This window comes from Enterobacter sp. E20 (genome assembly GCF_000801755.2).
In the GTDB taxonomy this organism is placed as follows: domain Bacteria; phylum Pseudomonadota; class Gammaproteobacteria; order Enterobacterales; family Enterobacteriaceae; genus Enterobacter; species Enterobacter asburiae_B.
The window spans coordinates 3,480,395-3,495,465 of record NZ_CP012999.1 but is presented as its reverse complement, the minus strand read 5'-3'; the positions used below and the strand labels follow the sequence as shown (position 1 = coordinate 3,495,465).

The 15,071-nt window shown below is 56.5% G+C and carries 16 protein-coding genes; 8 read left to right on the top strand and 8 right to left on the bottom strand.

Going from position 1 to position 15,071, the window contains the following annotated elements; translation table 11 throughout:
- Nucleotides 1-3 precede the first annotated feature (3 nt).
- Nucleotides 4-1,323: a PTS cellobiose transporter subunit IIC gene (celB, locus tag NI40_RS16260; RefSeq protein ID WP_024907562.1), complete on the bottom strand. Its 1,320-nt coding sequence runs from the start codon at nucleotides 1,321-1,323 to the stop codon at nucleotides 4-6.
- 146 nt (nucleotides 1,324-1,469) lie between these two features.
- Here celB and NI40_RS16255 point away from each other — a divergent pair, with 146 nt between their 5' ends.
- Complete coding sequence (locus NI40_RS16255; RefSeq protein ID WP_039263715.1) at nucleotides 1,470-2,294, top strand: helix-turn-helix domain-containing protein; 825 nt, start codon at nucleotides 1,470-1,472, stop codon at nucleotides 2,292-2,294.
- On the opposite strand, the gene arsC is transcribed toward NI40_RS16255, so the two are convergent.
- Together arsC and bepA are read right to left on the bottom strand one after the other, a co-directional pair.
- Nucleotides 2,291-2,647, bottom strand: coding sequence for an arsenate reductase (glutaredoxin) (arsC, locus tag NI40_RS16250; protein WP_023308762.1), 357 nt, complete (start codon nucleotides 2,645-2,647; stop codon nucleotides 2,291-2,293). The two genes, NI40_RS16255 and arsC, sit on opposite strands and share 4 nt — an antisense overlap.
- Nucleotides 2,648-2,665: 18 nt before the next feature.
- A complete protein-coding gene (gene bepA / locus NI40_RS16245) occupies nucleotides 2,666-4,129 on the bottom strand; it encodes a beta-barrel assembly-enhancing protease (RefSeq protein WP_039263714.1) in 1,464 nt (487 codons plus the stop codon).
- Nucleotides 4,130-4,350: 221 nt separating this feature from the next.
- Here bepA and NI40_RS16240 point away from each other — a divergent pair, with 221 nt between their 5' ends.
- Complete coding sequence (locus NI40_RS16240; protein WP_033146172.1) at nucleotides 4,351-5,415, top strand: AI-2E family transporter; 1,065 nt, start codon at nucleotides 4,351-4,353, stop codon at nucleotides 5,413-5,415.
- A gap of 96 nt (nucleotides 5,416-5,511) precedes the next feature.
- Here the strand turns inward: NI40_RS16240 and bcp are convergent, their stop codons facing one another.
- Complete coding sequence (bcp, locus tag NI40_RS16235) at nucleotides 5,512-5,982, bottom strand: thioredoxin-dependent thiol peroxidase (protein WP_032659360.1); 471 nt, start codon at nucleotides 5,980-5,982, stop codon at nucleotides 5,512-5,514.
- A complete protein-coding gene (locus NI40_RS16230; protein ID WP_039263713.1) occupies nucleotides 5,982-6,551 on the bottom strand; it encodes a glycine cleavage system transcriptional repressor in 570 nt (189 codons plus the stop codon). Before NI40_RS16230 ends, bcp begins: the two co-directional genes overlap by 1 nt.
- A gap of 145 nt (nucleotides 6,552-6,696) precedes the next feature.
- Here NI40_RS16230 and dapA point away from each other — a divergent pair, with 145 nt between their 5' ends.
- The 6 genes from dapA (at nucleotide 6,697) to ypfH (ending at nucleotide 13,154) form a co-directional block, all read left to right on the top strand.
- Entirely contained in the window at nucleotides 6,697-7,575 is an 879-nt protein-coding gene (gene dapA, locus NI40_RS16225) for a 4-hydroxy-tetrahydrodipicolinate synthase (protein WP_033146170.1), read from the top strand.
- A 16-nt stretch (nucleotides 7,576-7,591) separates the two neighbouring features.
- Nucleotides 7,592-8,626, top strand: coding sequence for an outer membrane protein assembly factor BamC (gene bamC, locus NI40_RS16220; RefSeq protein WP_033146169.1), 1,035 nt, complete (start codon nucleotides 7,592-7,594; stop codon nucleotides 8,624-8,626).
- A 109-nt stretch (nucleotides 8,627-8,735) separates the two neighbouring features.
- Nucleotides 8,736-9,449, top strand: a complete 714-nt coding sequence (gene purC / locus NI40_RS16215) for a phosphoribosylaminoimidazolesuccinocarboxamide synthase (protein WP_023332985.1) — start codon at nucleotides 8,736-8,738, stop codon at nucleotides 9,447-9,449.
- Nucleotides 9,450-9,569: 120 nt separating this feature from the next.
- Nucleotides 9,570-10,439, top strand: coding sequence for a KPN_02809 family neutral zinc metallopeptidase (gene ypfJ / locus NI40_RS16210; protein ID WP_039263712.1), 870 nt, complete (start codon nucleotides 9,570-9,572; stop codon nucleotides 10,437-10,439).
- Nucleotides 10,439-12,385: a tRNA(Met) cytidine acetyltransferase TmcA gene (locus tag NI40_RS16205; RefSeq protein ID WP_039263711.1), complete on the top strand. Its 1,947-nt coding sequence runs from the start codon at nucleotides 10,439-10,441 to the stop codon at nucleotides 12,383-12,385. Before ypfJ ends, NI40_RS16205 begins: the two co-directional genes overlap by 1 nt.
- A 73-nt stretch (nucleotides 12,386-12,458) precedes the next feature.
- Nucleotides 12,459-13,154 carry an esterase gene (gene ypfH / locus NI40_RS16200; RefSeq protein WP_039263710.1) on the top strand — a complete coding sequence of 232 codons (696 nt, stop codon included), beginning with the start codon at nucleotides 12,459-12,461 and terminating at the stop codon, nucleotides 13,152-13,154.
- 38 nt (nucleotides 13,155-13,192) lie between these two features.
- Here ypfH and NI40_RS16195 read toward each other — a convergent pair whose 3' ends face one another.
- The 3 genes from NI40_RS16195 to NI40_RS16185 are packed head-to-tail and all read right to left on the bottom strand — an operon-like array spanning nucleotide 13,193 to nucleotide 14,903.
- Nucleotides 13,193-13,390 (bottom strand): YpfN family protein, encoded by a 198-nt coding sequence (locus NI40_RS16195; protein WP_014171111.1) that lies wholly within the window; start codon nucleotides 13,388-13,390, stop codon nucleotides 13,193-13,195.
- Nucleotides 13,391-13,414: 24 nt separating this feature from the next.
- Nucleotides 13,415-14,542 (bottom strand): succinyl-diaminopimelate desuccinylase, encoded by a 1,128-nt coding sequence (gene dapE / locus NI40_RS16190; RefSeq protein WP_039263709.1) that lies wholly within the window; start codon nucleotides 14,540-14,542, stop codon nucleotides 13,415-13,417.
- A gap of 10 nt (nucleotides 14,543-14,552) precedes the next feature.
- A complete protein-coding gene (locus NI40_RS16185; RefSeq protein ID WP_033146164.1) occupies nucleotides 14,553-14,903 on the bottom strand; it encodes an ArsC family reductase in 351 nt (116 codons plus the stop codon).
- Between the last annotated feature and the right edge of the window lie 168 nt (nucleotides 14,904-15,071).

The window sequence follows — 15,071 nt, the reverse complement described above, 5'->3', positions numbered from 1 at the left end:
GCTTTACTCCTGTTTTGCAAGGGTGGTGTCGGTTTGCGTAACGGTGGCCATTTCCGCCGCGCGGTACTGTTTGTCCACGATACGCATAAAAGGCAGGTACAGCATGGCGCCAATCAGCAGGTTGATAAGCTGCATGACGCTGCCGCTCAGGTGTCCGGTAACGATAAAGCCGCTGATAACCGGCGGCAGCGTCCAGGGAATAAACACCCCGGTGGTGACGGCAACCGCGCCAATCTTCATCGCCGCATACTGCACGGTGACCAGCACCAGCGGCACTAGGTTGAACGGGATGAGCATGATCGGGTTCATGATCACCGGCAGGCCAAACAGGATCGGTTCGTTGATGTTAAACACCGATGCCCCGGCGCCGAGGCGCGCCACTTCACGCATGTTTTTGCTGCGGGCGAAAATCAGCATCGCAATCACCAGCGACAGCGTGGCCCCCGCGCCGCCCATCCAGATCATGTCAAAAAACTGTTCGGTGATAATGTGAGGCGGCGTCGTGCCTGCCTGAATCGCGGCGATGTTGTCGGTCTGGTTCTCCATCCACAGCGGGCGAATGATGCCGTTGATCATCGAGCCGGAGTTAATGCCCACTGACCACAGAATGGTGATGCTGAACACCGTCATCAGCGCGCCAAAGTAAGAGGTGCCGTAGTGGCGCACCGGCGTGGCAACCACTTCGTAAATAAACTGGTGGATGGTGTTGTAGTGGGTGTTTTCAAACACGATGCGGATACCCAGCACCAGAATCATCACCAGCAGGGCCGGGATCAGCGCGGCGAACGACTCCTGCACCGCCGGAGGCACGCCGTCCGGCATTTTGATCACCAGTTTTTTGCGCTTGAGCCAGCAGAACAGCTCCGTCCACAGCAGGGAACCGATCATCGCCACGAACAGCCCTTTGCTGCCAATCCACTCCACCGGAATGACGGTAATACCGCCGTTTTCCGCCACTTTGATAAAGGGCGTCAGGATGAGAAAGGCGACCAGCGCCAGGATACCGCAGGAGATGCGGTCTTCACCGTAGTGTTCCGCCAGGCGGAAGGCAACCAGGAAGCTGATGAACAGCGACATGGTGGAGAAGACCGCGTTGAACGGGATTTCAATAATGGCGCTCCAGCTCTCACCAAAGGCCTGAGACATAAACTGCTGATAGGCTTGATTCGGGAACGACGAGATCACCAGCAGAATAGAGCCGACGATGATAAACGGCATGAATGACACGTAGGCGCCGCGAATGGCCCCGAGATGACGCTGCTGGGCCGTTTTGGCCGCCAGCGGCATAAGTTTTGCTTCAAGAAATCCCAGAACATTGTTCATTGTGAACTCCGTACAAGATTGAGGGGTGTTGTTTGTGTTATGTCTTAGGATTATCAGTGAAGCGCGGCGAGCGAAAGGTGAAATCGGTCACAAAGCAATCGCTGGTGTAGTATAAATCTCATAAGATTGGTTCCGAGGATCCTGCGATGGAAATTAAACTGCATGCTAATGCCACCACGACGCCGCGCATCCGTCGCTATCTACAGCAGTCAGATAAAAGCGACAGGGAGCTGGCTACCGAGCTGGGTATTTCGGTCACTACCGTCAGGCGCTGGCGCAACCGCGAGCAGGTTTCGGATAATCACACGACGCCAAAAATGATACACAAAGCATTGAGACAGGAGCAGGTTGCGCTGGTCAATGCCCTGCGGGATATCACTGGCGCCCCGCTGGACGACCTGCTGCAGATGGTCAATAGCGGACTCGGGATCGCCGTGTCCCGCGCGACCCTGAACCGCTACCTCAAACCGGCTTCGATAAAGCAGAAGGGCGCGACGTTGCAGGGAAAAAAGGCGCTGAAGGCAGGTATCGTGCCGCAAAAACTCCTGTTACATCATCAGCCTCTGTCGCTGCATATGGACGATGGCGGGGAACAGCATCTGCTGTGGGCGCGTGAACCCGTGAGCGGCTGGTGCTACGCCCGGCTGTACGCGGGCATTTCTCCGCAGCTGCTGGCCCACTGGGCGAACGACGCGCTGGCAGCCTGTCCGGCTGATATTCAATCTGTTGAGACTTTTGGTTTCGAGGTGAAGCTTGAGGAGCGTAATACCACCGTAACGGCGCATCCACAGCAATACCGCGCCGTTCAGGTTGATCTACCGCTATGTGAAATCATCCCACGTCTGAACAGTGAATCGGCAGGCGAGCTGTTGATCCAGCTGTGCGAATTTTACAACCGGGGAAAAGCGCAGAAAAAGCTGGGAGAGAGAACGCCGCAGGCCTTTCTGGAAGCGCTGCGGCATAAGGACTAGAGGATCTCGAGCACGTCTTCCGGCGGGCGTCCAATGCGCGCCTGGCCGTTCGCCACCACTATCGGGCGCTCAATCAGCTTTGGATTTTCAACCATCGCCTGGATCAGCTCAGCCTCGGTGAGACGGCTGTCATCCAGGTTAAGCGACTTATACAGATCTTCTTTCTGACGCATCAGCTCTCTTGCACTGCCCATTCCCAGCATGTGCAGCAGCTGGCGGAGGGTTTGCGCGTCAGGTGGGGTGTCGAGGTACAGCACGACTTCCGGCTCAACGCCGTTAGACTTCAGCAGGCTCAGGGTATCGCGGCTCTTGGAGCAGCGAGGGTTGTGATAAATTTTTACGGCGTCTGTCATGACGTGAATTCTCCTTTATTACATCTTCTCGTACGGCTTAAAGCGCTGCTGCAGGCCGCGCAGCTGATCGATACGCGCGTCGTAACGGGCCTGCTGGAGGCTGCCGAGTTTGACCTGCGCGCTGGCGCTGCTGAGCGTGGAAATCGCCTGATCGAGGCGGCCCACCAGGGCAAAACCTTCGGCACGCGCCGCCAGCTCCTGATCGCGGTTGCCGAGCTGGGCTTCCGCCTGAGCGAGCAGATCCCAGCCGTTTTGATCGTCTTTATTGTTAAAGGTATAGCGGTTCAGAATGGTCGCCGCTTCGCCAGGCTGACCGCCCTGTAAGTAAGCGTTCGCCAGGTTAAGCTGCAGCACCGGGTTGGTACGGACGTCTTTCGCCCCTTTCAGACGGTTGATCGCATCGGCCGTTTTCTTCTGGCCCAGATCGATATCCGTCGACAGATCGAGGTACCACGGGTTGTTAGGGTCGGCAGCCAGAAGCGGTTGCAGCGCTTTGCGCGCCTCGTCGTATTTGCTGGCTTCCATCGCCTGGAGCGCCTGACCATACTGCGCGGCGTTTTTCTCACGCACGTTGCCTTTCACCAGGGTATCCAGCAGATCGCTGGTGAGCTGGTTACGCCCGGAATTGTACATCCCCAGCGTTCTCACCTTCGCCATGTAGAAATCCTGCGAAGACTGGACCACCACCGGACGCATCTGGTTAGCACGGTTACGCGCGTCCGACAGGCGGCTTTCGGGTAACGGGTGCGTCAGCAGGATTTCCGGCGGACGGGAAGAGTAACGCGCCTGATCGAGCAGTTTTTCGAGGAAGCTCGGCATGGCCTGCGGGTCAAAGCCCGAACGCTGCAGCACCTGAATCCCGATGCGGTCCGCTTCCTGTTCATTTTGCTGGGTAAAGCTGATCATTCCCTGGCGCGTTCCAGCCAGCGTACCGGTCAGGGCCGCCATCCCGGCCTGCGGGCTGGCCATCGCCAGCAGAATAGAGCCCAGCGCGCCCACCCAGGTCAGCGGGGCGTTACGTTTCTGGTCTTCCATGGCGCGCGCCAGGTGACGCTGGGTGACGTGCGAAATTTCGTGCGCCATTACCGAGGCCAGCTGGCTTTCGTTGTCGGAATAACGGAATAACGCCGAATGCAGCACCACGTTTCCGCCAAAGAAGGCGAAGGCGTTGATTTCGTCATTATTGATTAAATAGAAATGGAAGGGCGTTTTTACCGAGTCGGCGTGCGAAACCAGACGCATCCCCAGCCCGTTAATGTACTGTACCAGCAAAGGATCGTTGATCAGCGGGGCGCTACCGCGCAGTTGGCGAACATAGTAATCCCCCATTTGCATCTCTTGCCCAATAGAGAGCGTGCTTCCTGCTGTGGTGCCCATGTCCGGCAATGAATCGGACGAGTCAGCAAAAGCGGGCAACACCTGACCGACCGTCACCGCGGCAATCAGTGTTGCAACCAGTGTTTTTCTCAACTGCCTGAACATAACCACTGTCCTGTATGTTGGATGTGCTAATTTGACCGATGAACCGGCATAACGTTCATCTCTGCTGCTCTGCGAGTGTAGCCGTGTTACAGCATGAAGAAAATCCCATTCATCAGGCTTTTGCGGATTCCGATCGGGATACAAAAAGCGAAAGTCTTTTTTGTGACAGTTAGATACAATTCACCGTCTCACTCCCGCCATTCGATTCAGGGAAGGGTTGTATGCTCGAAATGTTAATGCAGTGGTACCGGCGTCGGTTCAGCGACCCGGAAGCCATTGCTTTGTTGGTTATTCTGGTTGCCGGGTTCGGTATTCTGTTCTTCTTCAGCGGCCTGCTCGCGCCACTGCTGGTTGCGATTGTGCTGGCATACCTGCTGGAGTGGCCGACGGCGCGCCTGGAACACATCGGCTGTTCCCGCCGCTGGGCGACCAGCATCGTGCTGGTGCTGTTTGTCGGCATCCTGCTGCTAATGGCCTTTGTGGTGATGCCGGTCGCCTGGCAGCAGGGAATTAACCTGATCCGCGACATGCCCGGCATGTTGAACAAGCTGTCTGATTTTGCCGCCACGCTGCCGCGCCGTTACCCGGCCCTGATGGATGCCGGGATTATTGACGCGATGGCCGAAAATATGCGCGCCCGCATCATGACGATGGGCGATTCGGTGGTGAAGTACTCTCTGGCCTCGCTGGTCGGACTGCTGACGCTGGCGGTTTACCTTGTGCTCGTGCCGCTGATGGTCTTCTTCCTGGTGAAAGATAAAGATCAAATGCTCAACGCCGTGCGCCGTATTCTGCCGCGCAACCGCGGGCTGGCAGGGCAGGTCTGGGAAGAGATGAACCAGCAGATCACAAACTACATTCGCGGCAAGGTGCTGGAGATGATTGTCGTGGGGGTAGCCACCTGGATTGGCTTCCTGATTTTCGGCCTGAACTACTCGCTGCTGCTGGCGGTGCTGGTGGGGCTGTCGGTCCTGATTCCGTATATCGGCGCGTTTGTGGTGACCATTCCGGTTGTTGGGGTCGCGCTGTTCCAGTTTGGGCTGGGGACAGAGTTCTGGAGCTGCTTTGCGGTGTACCTGATTATTCAGGGCCTGGACGGTAACCTGCTGGTACCGGTGCTGTTCTCCGAAGCGGTGAACCTGCATCCGCTGGTGATTATCTTATCCGTGGTGATTTTCGGCGGGCTGTGGGGATTCTGGGGCGTGTTCTTTGCGATTCCGCTGGCGACGCTGATTAAGGCCGTGGTCCACGCGTGGCCGGATGTGCCGGCGGTGGAAGAGAAGTAGTCTTTGTGCGGCCTGATGCCCTCACTCCGACCCTCTCCCACGGGGAGAGGGGGAAAACATTAAAAACGGCAACCTGGGTTGCCGTTTTGCTGTTTATCAGGCGCTTGCTTTCAGCCAGTTCAACACCACGTCGTGGTGGTTGCTGGTTTTGAAGTCGTCAAACACATGTTCGACTTTACCGTCAGCGTCAATCAGGAAGCTAATGCGGTGAATGCCGTCGTAGGTTTTACCCATAAACGTCTTCTCGCCCCAGACGCCGAACTGCTCGCACACCTGATGATCTTCATCAGAAAGCAGCGTGAAGTTCAGCAGCTCTTTTTCAGCAAATCGTGACAGCTTTTCTGGTTTATCCGTGCTGATACCCAGCACTTCCACACCGACTTTTTTCAACTCGTCCATGTTGTCGCGTAAGCCGCAGGCCTGTACGGTGCAGCCGGGGGTCATGGCTTTCGGGTAGAAATAGACCAGAACACGCTGTCCCTGGAAGTCGGTCAAATTTACTTGCTCGCCGTCTTGATCCGGTAAGCTAAATTTCGGTGCGATGTCACCGGCTTTCAGTGGGTTCATTACTCAACTCCATCCTGTTCGTGCTGCGAATAATTGACGACGCTTATACTGCCCTGCGCGTTTAATTCTGTACAGAGGGCTTTGAACGCTTGCTCGATATTTGACGCATCCTGTGAGGCAGGGCTGTGCGCGGTAATTTGAATAAACAGCACCGGAAGACCCTGTTCATCGCTTGTCTGCGTACGGGAAACCAGTTCGGCAATATTCATCTGATGATTGTCAAAAAGCGCGGTGAAACGCTCAATCAGATGGGGTGAATCAGGCACTTCAACCTGTACCCAGACGGTAGAAGGCAGTGCCGGACGCGGACGCGCGGTGGTGCGCTTCATGACAATCAGCAAATCCAGTTCGGCCCCCTTCAGCGGCAGGGTCGATTCAATCAACGTAATGGCGTTCCATGTCCCGGAAAGCAACATAATAAATGTGAACTCTTCGCCAAGCATCGCCAGACGGCTGTCTTCGATATTACAGCCGCAGCTGCTTACGTGACGGGTGATGGTGTTCACGATACCCGGCCTGTCGGCACCCAGCGCAGTGATAACCAGGTAATGTTGTGATGAGGTTGTCAAACCTGTTCTTCCTTTGCATGGTTAAGTCTTCCTAAGGAAAGCATAAAAAAAACATGCATACAACCGCCTGCGAGCCTCAGGTCGCTTGCTTTTATTACAGTTCCAAACGTAACATTGAGGCTCTTGTTCGCACAGAGGATGGCTCATGTTCACGGGAAGTATTGTCGCGCTTGTTACACCGATGGATGAAAAAGGTAATGTCTGCCGGTCAAGCATGAAGAAGCTCATTGATTACCATGTCGCCAACGGAACCTCGGCGATCGTTTCGGTAGGGACTACCGGTGAATCCGCAACGCTGAGCCACGACGAGCACGGCGATGTGGTGATGCTGACCCTGGAACTGGCGGACGGACGTATTCCGGTCATCGCGGGGACAGGTGCTAATGCAACCGCAGAAGCTATCAGCCTGACCAAGCGTTTTAACGACAGCGGCATCGTGGGCTGTCTGACGGTGACCCCTTATTACAACCGTCCTACTCAGGAAGGTTTGTTCCAGCACTTCAAAGCCATCGCTGAACATACTGACTTGCCACAAATTCTGTATAATGTGCCGTCCCGTACCGGTTGCGATATGCTGCCGGAAACCGTTGGTCGTCTCTCGGAAGTAAAAAATATTATCGGTATTAAAGAGGCGACAGGGAACTTAAGCCGCGTTCATCAGATCAAAGAGCTGGTTTCAGACGACTTTATCCTGTTGAGTGGTGATGATGCGACCGCGCTGGACTTTATGCAGCTCGGTGGTCATGGCGTGATCTCCGTAACGTCAAACGTTGCGGCGCGCGATATGGCTGAAATGTGCAAACTGGCCGCAGCCGGTCACTTTGATGAAGCGCGCGTCATTAATCAGCGTCTGATGCCGCTGCACAATAAATTATTTGTCGAACCCAATCCGATCCCAGTGAAATGGGCATGTAAGGAGTTGGGGCTTGTAGCAACCGATACGCTGCGTCTGCCAATGACACCGATTACCGACCACGGTCGTGACATCGTCAGGGCGGCGCTGAAGCATGCCGGTTTGCTGTAGAGTTTAGGGAGATTTGATGGCTTATTCAGTACAGAAGTCGCGCCTGGCGAAGGTTGCGAGTGTTTCGCTTGTTATGCTGCTCGCTGCCTGTAGTTCAGATTCGCGCTACAAGCGCCAGGTGAGCGGTGATGAATCCTATCTGGATGCGACCCCGCTTGCTGAACTTCACGCACCGGCTGGTATGATCCTGCCGATTCAGAACGGCGATTATAATATTCCCGTGACCAACGGCAGCGGCCTGGTCGGTAAAGCGCTTGATATTCGTCCGCCAGCACAGCCTCTGGCGCTGGTCAGCGGGGCGCGTACCCAGTTCACCGGTGATACGGCGTCTCTGATGGTTGAGAGCGCGCGCGGTAGCACGCTGTGGCCGCAGGTTGTCAGCGTCATTCAGTCGAAGAACTACACCATCGATAAACGCGATGACGCCAGCCAGACGTTAACCACCGACTGGATCGAATGGAACCGTCTGGATGAAGACCAGCAGTACCGCGGTCGTTATCAAGTCTCCGTTAAACCACAGGGTTACCAGCAGGCGGTTAACGTTAAGCTGTTGAACCTGGAGCAGGCGGGTAAACCGGTTGCGGATGCCGCGTCCCTGCAGCGTTACAGCACCGAAATGCTGAACGTGATTGCCGCAGGTCTGGATAAGACCGCTACCGATGCCGCCAACGCCGCGCAGAGCCGCAACGGCGCGACCTTCGATGTGCAAAGCGGTGCGGATGATACCGGCCTGCCAATGCTGGTGGTGCGTGCACCGTTTAACCAGACCTGGCAGCGTCTGCCAGCGACGCTGGAAAAAGTGGGCATGAAAGTGACCGACAGCACGCGTTCAACCGGCAGCATGACGGCAACGTATAAGCCGCTCTCCGACAGCGCATGGCAGGAACTGGGCGCGAAAGATCCTCAGCTTGCCTCCGGTGACTACAAGATTCAGGTAGGCGACCTTGATAACCGCAGCAGTCTGCAGTTTATCGATCCAAAAGGTCATACGCTGACCCAGTCGCAGAACGATGCGCTGGTCGCTGTCTTCCAGGCAGCATTCAGCAAATAAATACGAGGGCTGGTGAATCCAGCCCTTTTTATTTTAGTGCTACGCAAACGTGTGCGTGGCATAATATCCCCAGTTTTGAACACAAATCATCACACCAGGAGTAATGAAGATGCAGAAGCAAGCTGAGTTGTATCGTGGCAAAGCGAAGACCGTATACAGCACGGAAAACCCGGATCTGTTGGTGCTCGAGTTCCGCAATGATACGTCAGCAGGGGATGGCGCACGCATTGAGCAGTTCGATCGTAAAGGCATGGTGAACAACAAGTTCAACCACTTCATTATGACCAAACTGGCCGAAGCGGGCATCCCGACCCAGATGGAAGCGTTGCTGTCCGATACGGAATGTCTGGTGAAGAAACTGGATATGGTTCCGGTTGAGTGCGTTATTCGTAACCGTGCGGCGGGCTCCCTGGTGAAGCGTCTGGGCATTGAAGAAGGTATCGAACTGAATCCACCGCTGTTCGACCTGTTCCTGAAAAACGATGCCATGCACGACCCGATGGTCAACGAATCCTACTGCGAAACCTTCGGCTGGGTGAGCAAAGAGAACCTGGCGCGTATGCAGGAGCTGACCTACAAAGCCAACGACGTGCTGAAAAAACTGTTTGATGACGCGGGCCTGATCCTCGTCGACTTCAAGCTGGAGTTTGGTCTGTTCAAAGGCGAAGTGGTGCTGGGCGATGAGTTCTCACCAGACGGTAGCCGCCTGTGGGATAAAGAAACCCTGGATAAAATGGACAAAGACCGTTTCCGTCAGAGCCTGGGTGGCCTGATTGAAGCATACGAAGCGGTTGCTCACCGTTTAGGCGTTAAGCTCGACTAACTCCCTCACTTGCCAAAGGATGTTCCCATCCTTTGGCGTCTTACCTTTGTTTCCTATGGTAATCTTGCCGTTAACCGCCTACGATCATAGCTATTATAAATGGAATAGTTCGAGGTGGTTATGCGCTGGCAAGGGCGTCGTGAAAGTGACAATGTAGAAGACAGACGCAGTGATGGCGGCGGCGGTCCTTCAATGGGTGGGCCCGGCTTCCGGTTACCCAGCGGCAAGGGCGGTATCATCCTGCTGATTGTGGTTTTAGTCGCGGGTTACTACGGCGTTGACCTTACCGGGTTGATGACCGGTCAGCCGCTGCAGCAGCAGGAGCATTCTCAGCGCTCCATCAGCCCGAATGAAGATGAAGCGGCCAAATTTACCTCCGTTATTCTCGCCACAACAGAAGACACCTGGGGTCAGCTGTTTGAGAAGATGGGGCGTACCTACCAGCAGCCGAAGCTGGTGATGTACCGGGGGGCAACCCGCACCGGATGCGGTACCGGGCAATCTGTGATGGGGCCGTTCTACTGCCCGGCAGACGGCACCGTCTATATCGATCTCTCTTTTTACGATGACATGAAACGCAAGCTTGGCGCTGACGGTGATTTTGCCCAGGGCTACGTGATTGCGCATGAAGTCGGCCATCACGTGCAAAAACTGCTGGGAATTGAGCCCAAAGTGCGCCAGCTCCAGCAAAATGCGTCTCAGGCTGAAGTGAACCGCCTTTCCGTTAAAATGGAGCTGCAGGCGGACTGCTTCGCGGGCGTCTGGGGCCACAGCATGCAGCAGCAGGGCGTGCTGGAATCCGGCGATCTTGAGGAGGCGTTAAATGCCGCTCAGGCTATTGGTGATGACCGCCTTCAGCAGCAGAGCCAGGGGCGCGTCGTGCCGGACAGCTTCACTCACGGTACTTCACAGCAGCGCTATAGCTGGTTCAAACGCGGCTTCGACAGCGGCGATCCGGCGCAGTGTAATACCTTCGGCAAAACGATGTAATGCTGGAGTTTGAACAGCTGATAAGAGAGCTTGAGCGCACCGGCCATCGTCGGCTGGTGGTGCTCAGCGGTGAGGCGCAGTGGACGTTAACCCAGGCGCTGACCCTGCGTGACGCCTTGCCCGGAGACTGGGTAAGGCTTGACGAACACCCTTCAAAAGCCATCGGCGGCCTGCTGGGACGCGAGTACCGGCACGCCGTTTTTGACGCCAGCGCCGGGTTTGATGTCGCCGCATTTGCCGCCCTGAGCGGAACGCTGAGCGCCGGAAGCCTTCTGGTGCTGCGGGTTCCGCCGCTCGATGCGTGGCCCGGGTTGCCTGACAGCGATTCACTGCGCTGGAGCGACAGCGCCGAAGCGATAGCCACGCCGCATTTTGTCCACCATTTCTGCCGGACGATTGCCGCCGATCCCGACGCGATTGTCTGGCTTCAGGGCCGCGCGTTATCCCTTCCGCCTTTACCCGACGCGCCAGACTGGCAGCCTGCCAGCGGCGCCCCGCAGCGCGAGCAGGCTGAGATCCTGGATGTGCTGCAGGGGATGTCGGGTGGCATCGTGGCCGTCACCGCCGCGCGCGGGCGCGGAAAATCAGCCCTGGCGGGCATGCTGCTGAACCGCATTGCGGGCAGCGCCGTGGTTACCGCGCCGTCGAAGGGGGCGACGGATATCATCGCCCGCTTTGCCGGAGAGCGTTTTCATTTTATGGCCCCGGACGCGCTGCTTGCCTCTTCACGCCAGGCTGACTGGCTCATTGTCGATGAAGCCGCTGCGATCCCCGGTCCGCTGCTGGAAAAGTTAGCAGTCCGTTTCCCTCGCGTGCTGTTGACCACCACGGTGCAGGGATATGAGGGGACGGGCCGGGGATTCTTGCTTAAATTCTGCGGTCGGTTTGCCGGGCTGCAGCGCTACAGCTTATCTACACCGGTACGCTGGGCTGCGGGCTGCCCGCTTGAGCGGGTTGTTGCCAGCGCGCTGCTGTTTGACGATACGCTGATTGACCGACGCCCGGAAGGGGAGGTGCGTTTAACGTCCCTGACGCCGACGGCATGGGAAAGCCGCCCGGCGCTTGCAGCGAGCGTATACGAGCTTCTCTGCGCGGCGCATTATCGCACCTCGCCGCTCGATTTACGCCGCATGATGGACGCGCCCGGGCAGCAGTTTGCCGTTGCCGAAACGGACCCGGATATCGCCGGGGCGCTCTGGCTGGTTGAGGAGGGCGGGCTCTCCCCTGAGCTTAGCCGCGCCGTATGGGCAGGATACCGGCGTCCGCGCGGTAACCTGGTGGCGCAGTCTCTGGCGGCGCACGGCGGCTCTCCGCTGGCGGCGACGCTCAGAGGACGACGGGTCACCCGCATTGCCGTACATCCTCACCGTCAGCGGGAAGGGATTGGCCAGGCGCTCGTTCGCGGCGCCAGCGGCGAAGATTATCTGTCGGTGAGCTTTGGCTATACCGATGGGCTGTGGCATTTCTGGCAGCAATGTGGGTTTGTGCTGGTGCGGATGGGCAGCCATCGTGAAGCCAGCAGCGGCTGCTACACCGCCATGGCGTTGCTGCCCCAGAGCGAGGCCGGGCGTCAGCTGTGCGAGCAGGCGCAGCAGCGTCTGAAGCGCGATGCGCGGGTGTTATCGGCCTGGAACGGTGAAAAGATCCCCGTGGAAGACGGCTGGGAAGCTACCCTTAATAATGACGACTGGCTGGAGCTGGCGGGGTTTGCTTTTGCGCATCGGGCGTTTTCAACCTCGGTTGCCGCACTGACGCGGCTGTTGTTAACCGTGGACATGCCGCTTCCGGCCCTGCGTGGGAAAATGGACGGAAAAACGGAAGACGTCGGGCGAAAAGCCTTGCTGGCAACGTTGCGGAATGAAACCGCGCAAGCGATTGAAAGTCTTGACTATCCGCGCTGCCAGCAGCTGAAAGAAGATATTTTGCAATGGCAATTTTTTCAATGACTTCTTCAGTAAAGTGGCATGGTCATTCACGTCCGGAGGCGTAGAATCCAGGTCATCTATTAAGGAGACCACCATGAAACACGACCATTTTGTTGTTCAAAGCCCTGACAAACCGGCTAAACAGTTACTGCTTCTGTTTCATGGCGTTGGCGATAATGCCGTCAATATGGGTCAGATTGGCAGCTGGTTTGCGCCCGTTTTTCCGGAGGCATTAATTGTCAGCATCGGTGGCGTAGAGCCATGTGGTCCGAACGGGCGCCAGTGGTTCTCTGTTCAGGGCGTGACGGAAGAGAATCGTCAGGCTCGCATCGACGCCATCATGCCGACCTTTATCGACATCGTCCGCTACTGGCAGCAGCAGAGCGGCGTAGGTGCTGACGCGACCGCGCTGATTGGCTTCTCGCAGGGGTCAATCATGTCGCTGGAAAGCGTAAAAGCGCAGCCGGGTCTGGCGTCACGCGTCATTGCGTTTAACGGCCGTTTTGCGACGTTACCGACAAGCGCGACCACGCAGACCACGATCCACCTGATCCACGGTGGTGAAGACCGGGTGATTGAGCTATCGCATGCGGTTGCCGCTCAGGAAGCGCTGATTCGCGAAGGTGGGGACGTGACGCTGGATATCGTTGACGAGCTGGGCCACGCGATTGACGACCGTAGCATGCAGTTCGCGCTCGATCGTTTGCGCTATACCGTACCGAAGCACTACTTTGATGAAGCGCTCAGCGGCGGCAAGCCGGATAACGATGATATTGTAGAGTTTATGTGAGGTTTCCCCCTCTCCCGGGGAGAGGGGAAACTTAACGATTATTTCTTCTGGTCCTTCTTCGGCCAGTCGTCGTCATCGTCCCACTTGTCGTTAAAATCACGGTGCGGGGGAAGATCCGGTTTGTTGGCGAGAAATTTTTTATGGTCAACGCGCTTAAGATCTTTAATCACGTTCAGCAGTACGCCGACCAGAAAAACTAACACCAGAATCCACCAGTACTTTGAAAGCCAATCCATTCGCTATTCCTCTCAGAGCGTTCGTCAGGCGACGAGTTGCTCCATAATACGTTGATACATACGGGCCAGCAGTTGCAAATCTGCCGCATTGACACACTCATTGATTTTATGAATGGTTGCGTTCACTGGACCCAGTTCGACAACCTGGGCACCCATACGGGCGATAAAGCGCCCGTCTGAGGTGCCACCCGTTGTCAGCAGCTGTGGCTTAATTTCATTATAGTGCTCGATGGCGTTCACCACCGCATCCACCAGCTTACCGCGCTGCGTCAGGAACGGCTGGCCGGAAAGCCACCACTCCACGGTGTAGCGCAGGTGATATTTTTCCAGCAGCGCGATAACACGCGCCTTGATCATCTCATCGGTCAGTTCGGTGCTGAAGCGGAAGTTGAACTGGACGAAGTAATCGCCCGGGATCACGTTGTTGCTGCCGGTCCCGGCCTTGACGTTCGCGATCTGCATGCTGGTTGGCGGGAAGAATTCGTTGCCTTTATCCCACTCGATGCCCACCAGCTCGCTCAGCATCGGCGCAGCGCGATGGACCGGGTTATCGGCCAGATGCGGGTATGCAACGTGCCCCTGAACGCCGTGAATGGTCAGGTTACAGGTCAGCGAGCCGCGGCGCCCATTTTTGACAACATCACCCACCACTTCGGTACTGGACGGCTCACCGACCAGGCAGTAGTCGAGACGCTCGTTACGCGCCATCAGCGCTTCAACAACCTTCACGGTGCCGTTATGGGCGCTGGCTTCTTCGTCGGAGGTGATTAAAAACGCCAGACGGTTTTTGTGGTTTGGATGCTGAGCCACAAATCGCTCTGCCGCCACGACCATCGCCGCCAGGGAGCCTTTCATGTCTGCCGCGCCGCGACCAAACAGCATGCCGTCGCGGATGGTCGGTTCAAACGGCGGGTTGATCCAGCGATCCGCGTCACCGGCGGGAACGACGTCAGTATGCCCGGCAAAGGCCAGCGTTTCGCCCTGTCCGCGCCACGCCCAGAAGTTCTGGGTATCGCCAAAATCCATGCGTTCAACGGTAAAACCGATGGCACGCAGGCGCTCAATCATAAGTGCCTGACAACCTGCGTCGTCCGGGCTAAGGGAAGGACGGCGAATAAGCTGCTGAGTCAGCTCAATGACCGGGCATGACATAAACTACACCTCAACGAAAAAAGTCGGAATAAAGGGTTTCACTGAAACCCAGCAGCATAGGCTGCCCTGGCGCGCAGAGCAATGGGCGTTTGATAATTGCCGGCATGTCGAGCATCAGTTTTGCCGCGCTGTCGGCGTTGTTGATGCTGGCGCGCAGAGATTCGTCCAGCTTACGCCAGGTGGTGCCGCGGGTGTTCAGCAGGGCTTCCCACCCCAGCTCGCCGATCGCGCTATGCAGAAATTCTGCATCAAGCCCATCGGCTCGGTAATCGTGGAAACGGTACTCCACGCCGTTTGCTTCCAGCCAGCGACGGGCTTTTTTGATGGTGTCGCAATTTTTAATGCCGTACATCACAACCATGGTGAATCCTTTTGACCTAATGATGATTAAATGTTCAGTAAATTCGAAGATATATCCTTAAGTGGAATATAACACATTCAGGAATCGTCTGGATTTACGCTTCTTCTTAATTCAACTCACATCTGTACGCTGAATATTCTTTCACCCTTTAAGCATAGATGTCCATAA

Excerpts from the sequence above, each read along its gene's own strand:
- bcp (WP_032659360.1), bottom strand. The coding sequence starts at position 5,982 with ATGAACCCACTGAAAGCCGGTGACATCGCACCGAAATTTAGCTTACCG.
- NI40_RS16195 (WP_014171111.1), bottom strand. The coding sequence starts at position 13,390 with ATGGATTGGCTTTCAAAGTACTGGTGGATTCTGGTGTTAGTTTTTCTG.
- bamC (WP_033146169.1), top strand. The coding sequence starts at position 7,592 with ATGGCTTATTCAGTACAGAAGTCGCGCCTGGCGAAGGTTGCGAGTGTT.
- NI40_RS16255 (WP_039263715.1), top strand. The coding sequence starts at position 1,470 with ATGGAAATTAAACTGCATGCTAATGCCACCACGACGCCGCGCATCCGT.
- NI40_RS16205 (WP_039263711.1), top strand. The coding sequence starts at position 10,439 with ATGCTGGAGTTTGAACAGCTGATAAGAGAGCTTGAGCGCACCGGCCAT.
- ypfH (WP_039263710.1), top strand. The coding sequence starts at position 12,459 with ATGAAACACGACCATTTTGTTGTTCAAAGCCCTGACAAACCGGCTAAA.
- celB (WP_024907562.1), bottom strand. The coding sequence starts at position 1,323 with ATGAACAATGTTCTGGGATTTCTTGAAGCAAAACTTATGCCGCTGGCG.
- NI40_RS16185 (WP_033146164.1), bottom strand. The coding sequence starts at position 14,903 with ATGGTTGTGATGTACGGCATTAAAAATTGCGACACCATCAAAAAAGCC.
- NI40_RS16240 (WP_033146172.1), top strand. The coding sequence starts at position 4,351 with ATGCTCGAAATGTTAATGCAGTGGTACCGGCGTCGGTTCAGCGACCCG.
- dapA (WP_033146170.1), top strand. The coding sequence starts at position 6,697 with ATGTTCACGGGAAGTATTGTCGCGCTTGTTACACCGATGGATGAAAAA.
- ypfJ (WP_039263712.1), top strand. The coding sequence starts at position 9,570 with ATGCGCTGGCAAGGGCGTCGTGAAAGTGACAATGTAGAAGACAGACGC.
- arsC (WP_023308762.1), bottom strand. The coding sequence starts at position 2,647 with ATGACAGACGCCGTAAAAATTTATCACAACCCTCGCTGCTCCAAGAGC.
- bepA (WP_039263714.1), bottom strand. The coding sequence starts at position 4,129 with ATGTTCAGGCAGTTGAGAAAAACACTGGTTGCAACACTGATTGCCGCG.
- purC (WP_023332985.1), top strand. The coding sequence starts at position 8,736 with ATGCAGAAGCAAGCTGAGTTGTATCGTGGCAAAGCGAAGACCGTATAC.
- dapE (WP_039263709.1), bottom strand. The coding sequence starts at position 14,542 with ATGTCATGCCCGGTCATTGAGCTGACTCAGCAGCTTATTCGCCGTCCT.